At 71.0% G+C, this 4,800-nt stretch carries 6 protein-coding genes and 1 pseudogene; 1 reads left to right on the forward strand and 6 read right to left on the reverse strand.

Going from position 1 to position 4,800, the window contains the following annotated elements:
- The 4 genes from AD428_RS22850 to AD428_RS26560 form a co-directional block, all read right to left on the reverse strand.
- Positions 1 to 1,123, reverse strand: a 1,123-nt coding sequence (locus AD428_RS22850) for a glycosyltransferase family 4 protein (RefSeq protein WP_152968202.1), incomplete at its 3' end; no start/stop codon positions are given.
- A 99-nt stretch (positions 1,124 to 1,222) separates the two neighbouring features.
- Complete coding sequence (locus AD428_RS22855) at positions 1,223 to 1,471, reverse strand: DUF1289 domain-containing protein (RefSeq protein WP_053246554.1); 249 nt, start codon at positions 1,469 to 1,471, stop codon at positions 1,223 to 1,225.
- A 44-nt stretch (positions 1,472 to 1,515) separates the two neighbouring features.
- Entirely contained in the window at positions 1,516 to 2,427 is a 912-nt protein-coding gene (locus tag AD428_RS22860; RefSeq protein WP_082308560.1) for an alpha/beta fold hydrolase, read from the reverse strand.
- 10 nt (positions 2,428 to 2,437) lie between these two features.
- Complete coding sequence (locus tag AD428_RS26560; protein WP_235491080.1) at positions 2,438 to 2,830, reverse strand: 3-isopropylmalate dehydratase small subunit; 393 nt, start codon at positions 2,828 to 2,830, stop codon at positions 2,438 to 2,440.
- A 6-nt stretch (positions 2,831 to 2,836) separates the two neighbouring features.
- Here AD428_RS26560 and AD428_RS22870 point away from each other — a divergent pair.
- Positions 2,837 to 3,496: pseudogene (locus AD428_RS22870) on the forward strand (LysR substrate-binding domain-containing protein); the annotation flags it as partial.
- On the opposite strand, the gene AD428_RS22875 reads toward AD428_RS22870, so the two are convergent.
- Positions 3,493 to 4,464: a Bug family tripartite tricarboxylate transporter substrate binding protein gene (locus AD428_RS22875; protein ID WP_053246686.1), complete on the reverse strand. Its 972-nt coding sequence runs from the start codon at positions 4,462 to 4,464 to the stop codon at positions 3,493 to 3,495. The pseudogene AD428_RS22870 and the gene AD428_RS22875 overlap by 4 nt on opposite strands.
- A gap of 34 nt (positions 4,465 to 4,498) precedes the next feature.
- A partial coding sequence (locus tag AD428_RS22880) for a CoA-transferase (RefSeq protein WP_304438965.1) occupies positions 4,499 to 4,800 on the reverse strand: 302 nt, incomplete at its 5' end.

Genomic DNA, 4,800 nt, shown 5'->3' on the forward strand with positions numbered 1-4,800 from the left:
GGCACACCGGCGGAATCGTCGCAACGCTCCTCAGGTTTGTCGGGCATTGTACCGGTTTGGCCTGGGCCGGTGAATAGCGCCTCAGCCCGCCTGCGCCAGCGGCCGGCCGGGCTCGGGCGGCGGCCGTCAAGGGCGACAGGGCGGCCAGCAGGCAGGCAGCCACCGCGTCCCAGCCGTGCGCCAGGGCGCGCCGGCGCACGGTTTCGCGGTCCAGCGCCAGCGCCGCCCGGCAGGCGCGGCCCAGGTCGTGGTCCAGCACGCCGGTCACGCCCTGCTCCACCACCGCCAGCGGCGCCGCGCAGGGCAGCGCCGCCACCGGCGTGCCGCAGGCCATGGCCTCCAGCATCACCAGGCCGAAGGTGTCGGTCAGGCTGGGAAACACGAACACGTCGGCCGCCGAATAGAAATCGGGCAGCGCATCGTCGCCCTGCATGCCCAGGAAGTGCGCCCGCGGGTAGCGCCGGCGCAGGCGGGCCTCGTCGGGGCCGCCGCCCACCACCACCTTGGAGCCCGGCAGGTCCAGCGACAGGAAAGCATCGAGGTTCTTCTCGCGGGCCACGCGGCCCACGCTCAGGAAAACCGGACGCGGCAGGCCGTAGGGCGCGCCGCCCGGCACCGGCCGGAAGCGGCCCGGGTCCACCCCGCGCGACCATACCTGCAGATTTCCGAAACCGCGCCCGGCCAGCGCGTCGCGCACCGTGGGCGTGGGCACGAGCACGCGCTGCGACGGCGCGTGGAACCAGCGCAGAAAGCGCCACGGCAGCGACTCGGGGATGCCCATGCGCGCCTTCAGGTAGTCGGGAAACATCGTGTGGAACGAGGTCGTGAAGCGCCAGCCGCGCGCCAGCGCCATGCGGCGCGCCGCCAGGCCCAGCGGCCCCTCGGTGGCGATGTGCAGCGCATCGGGCTGCATGCCGCCCAGCGCCCGCCGCAGTTGCCTGCCGGGCAGCAGGCACAGCCGCAACTGCGGCTCGGACGGCGCGGGAACGGTGAGACTGCCCTCGGGACTCACGACGACGAGTTCGTGCCCCCAGGAAGTCAGTATCTGCAGCATGGTCGTCCAGGTGCGGACGACCCCGTTGACTTGCGGATGCCAGGCATCCGTGACCAGGACGATGCGCATGCGGGCCGGATCTCCGTCTTGCGTGGGCGGGCAAGCCCCCATTGGGCCCGCGCAAGATGACACAGCCAAGACGATCCGGGCCATGCGGCCCGGCTCCGCCTATTTGCTGTTGCGCCGCGGATACCCCTGCGCCGTGATGCGCTCCCAGACGGCGCGCTTTTCATCGTCGGTCATGAAGACCCAGTTGGCCACTTCCATGGCCGTACGGCCGCAGCCCCGGCAGATGTCGTCGAACAGCGTGGAGCACACCGCCACGCAGGGCGAGTCCGAGGCCTTGAAGGCGCGCTGGGCGTCTTCGGGCTCGGGCAGTGCGGAGAGATCGGCGAGATCGGTGGAATAACGGCTCATGCGGCGAAGGTTACCACCAGCGCTGCGTCCCTTTTTTCATGTCCCTACCGCGATGCATGGCTTGGCTGGCCGGCCCAGCCGAAAAACGCCGACGCTTCCGCCAGCACTTCGCCGGGGACCTCCTCGGCCAGGTAATGCGCCCCCGCAAGCGCCCGGCCGCCGGCCTGCCCGGCCACTGCCCGCCAGAGCGCCAGCACGTCGAAATTCCGCCCCACCGCGCCGCGTTCGCCCCACAGCACCCGCAAGGGCATGCGCAGCCGCTCGCCGGCGGCCCGGCCCTGGCGGTCGTGCTCCAGGTCCAGCGTGGCCGAGGCCCGGTAGTCTTCGCAGATGCCGGTGGCCCAGCCCGGCAGCCGGGCGGCGCGCTCGTATTCCGCCATGGCGCGCGGGTCGAAATGCGCCAGCCCGCCCGGGCGGCCGCCCATGATGGAACGCAGGTAGAACACCGGATCGCGTTCGATCATGGTTTCCGGCAGCGGTGCCGGCTGGATCAGCCAGAACCAGTGGAAATAGGCTTGCGCGAAGGCGCGCGAGGTCTGTTCGTACATGTCCAGCGTGGGCGCGATGTCCAGCAGCATCATGCGCGAGACGGCCTCGGGATGATCCAGGCCCAGCCGGTGCGCCACGCGCGCGCCGCGGTCGTGCGCCAGCACCTCGAAACGCGCGTGGCCCAGCGCCCGCATGAGCGCGACCATGTCCGCCGCCATGACGCGCTTGGAATGGGCCGAGTGGCCCGGCGCGGCGGCGGGCTTGTCGCTGTCTCCATAGCCGCGCAGGTCGGCCGCCACGCAGCGGCGGTGGCGGATCAGCTCGGGCCACATGCGATGCCAGATGGCGTGCGTCTGCGGATGGCCGTGCAACAGCAGCAGCGGCGGCCCGCTGCCCTCGCAGCGCGCGGCGATGCGGATGCCGTTGACGGCGTAGCGGCGGACGGGGAGATCGAAGAAATCGGCCATGGCATCCATCTTACGGCTTCGCATCGAGGCGGTCGCGCACGCGGCGCGCCACGTCTTTCATCCACGGAAACCGGGCCCAGTGGGCCGCCTCGAAGCGGGCCACTTCCTCGAGCCGGCCCAGCGAGGCGCCCACCATGTCCTGGCCTTCGGCGAACATGCGCCGATGCCGCGGCGGCAGCGAAAAGTCCGCATGCCAGCCATCGGCCGCGCTCACCCGGCCGGCCTCCACGTCAATGCGCAGGCGGGCGCCCGCGGCCGACGACACCCGCGCCAGCAGCGCATCGACCTGCGCGGCGGGCAGGCTCACCAGCAGCAGCCCGTTGTTGAGCGCATTGAAATAGAAGATCTCGCCGAAGCTGGGCGCGATGACCGCGCGGATGCCGAACTGCTGCTGCCCCCACACCGCATGCTGCTGCGGCTGAACGCCACATTCGGGTTCAGCCGCGCCCACATCGTGCCCGCCGTATCGGATTTCGCGCGCCAGTATCCCGAGGTGGAAGTGCAGCTCAAGCTCACCGACCGTCCGCTCAACCTCATCGAAGAAGGGTTCGACGCCGCCGTGCGTTTCGGCGAGCTGCCCGACGCGCGGGTCATCGCCCGCAAGATCGCGTTCAACCGACGCCTGCTGTGCGCCTCGCCCCGCTATCTGGAAACCTACGGCGAGCCCCGTGCGCCGGGCGAGCTGCAGCGCCACCGCTGCATCGTGGTGCGCGAGAACGACGTGGCCTACGGCACCTGGCGGCTGGATTGCAGCCAGCGCTCCGAAACCGTCAAGGTGCGCGGGCCGCTCAGTTCCAACGACGGCCAATCCGCGCTGCAATGGGCGCTGGACGGCCACGGCATCGTCATGCGGTCGGAATGGGAAACCGAGGCTTACCTGCGCGACGGCCGCCTGCGCCAGGTGCTGCCCGACTGGAACACCCCGCCCGCCGACATCCACGTGGTCTACCCCGAGCGCCTGAACCTGCCGGCCAAGACGCTGGCTTTCGTGGAGTTCCTGTCGCAGCGCTTCGCCCGCCGGCTGCGCGCGCCGGGCGCGCAGCATCCGGTCTGGCAGGCCCGGGGCTAATTGACCTTCGCGCCCGACACCGCCACCGCTTCTTTCCAGGCCGCGAGCTCGCGGTCGATGTGCCGGCCGAACGCCTCGGGGGTCGAGCCCACGACCTCGTAGCCATAGCCATTGAGCTGCGCCTTCACCTCCGGCGCCCGCAGCGCCTCGGCGATGCCTTTGCTCAGCGTTTCCACCACGGCCGGCGGCGTGCCGGCCGGCGCGAGAATGCCGTACCAGCCGTTGACCACGAAGCCCGGCACGCTCTCGGCCACGGTGGGCACGTCGGGCAGCAGCGCCGAGCGCCGTTCGCCCGTCACGGCGATCGCCTTGAGCTTGCCGGCCCGCACCTGCGGCAGCGAAGTCGAAATGCTGTCGAACATCAGGGACACTTCGCCGCCCAGCAGCGCCACCACGGCCGGCCCGCTGCCCTTGTAGGGGACGTGCATCATGTTCGTGCCGGTGCGCTGCTTGAACATTTCGGCGGCCAGGTGGCTGGTGTTGCCGTTGCCCGCCGACGCGAAGCTCAGCTTGCCCGGATGGTCCTTGGCGTAGGCGATCAACTCCGGAATGGTGTCGGCCTGCGTGGAAAGCGGCGCGGCCACCAGCATGGGCAGCGTCGCCGCCAGGGACACCGGCGCGAAATCGCGGCGCGTGTCGTAGGGCAGCGAGGGGTACAGGCTGGGGTTGATGGCGTGCGCGGCCAGCACCATCAGCACCGTATAGCCGTCGGGCTTCGCGCGCGCCAGCTGGGCCGAGGCGATGGTGCCGCCCGCTCCGGGCTTGTACTCCAGCACCACGGGCTGGCCCCACATTTTCTGCAATTGCGCGCCCAGCGGCCGGGCCAGCATGTCGGCGCTGCCGCCCGGCGGATAGGGAATCAGCAGCGTTATGGGCTTGTCGGGATAGCCCTGTGCGGCGTGGGCCGCGCCCAGGCACAGCAAACCTGTCGCAACCGCGGCCATGCGGGCCGGCAGGGAACGGATCATCGCAAGCTCCTTTGCCCGCGCGGGGCTCGAGTGTTCAGGCGTAGCGGGGCGCGCCGCTGGCGTCCCGCTCGATGAAACGCAGGCCGTCCGGGAAACGCAGCGGCGCGCCGGTCACGGACTGCAGCCATTCGCGGCTCAGGCCCTGCAGCATGGCGTGCACGCTCAAGCCCCGCGGCGTCACGTCGATGACCGCCAGATCGGTGTAGATGCGCGTCACCACGCCGGCGCCGGTCAGCGGATACGTGCATTCGCGCAGGATCTTGGGCGCGCCGTCGCGGCCCCGGTGCTCCATGGTGACCAGCACCTGCCGGGCGCCCACCGCCAGGTCCATGGCGC

The sequence above is a fragment of the Achromobacter sp. DMS1 genome, assembly GCF_001270295.1.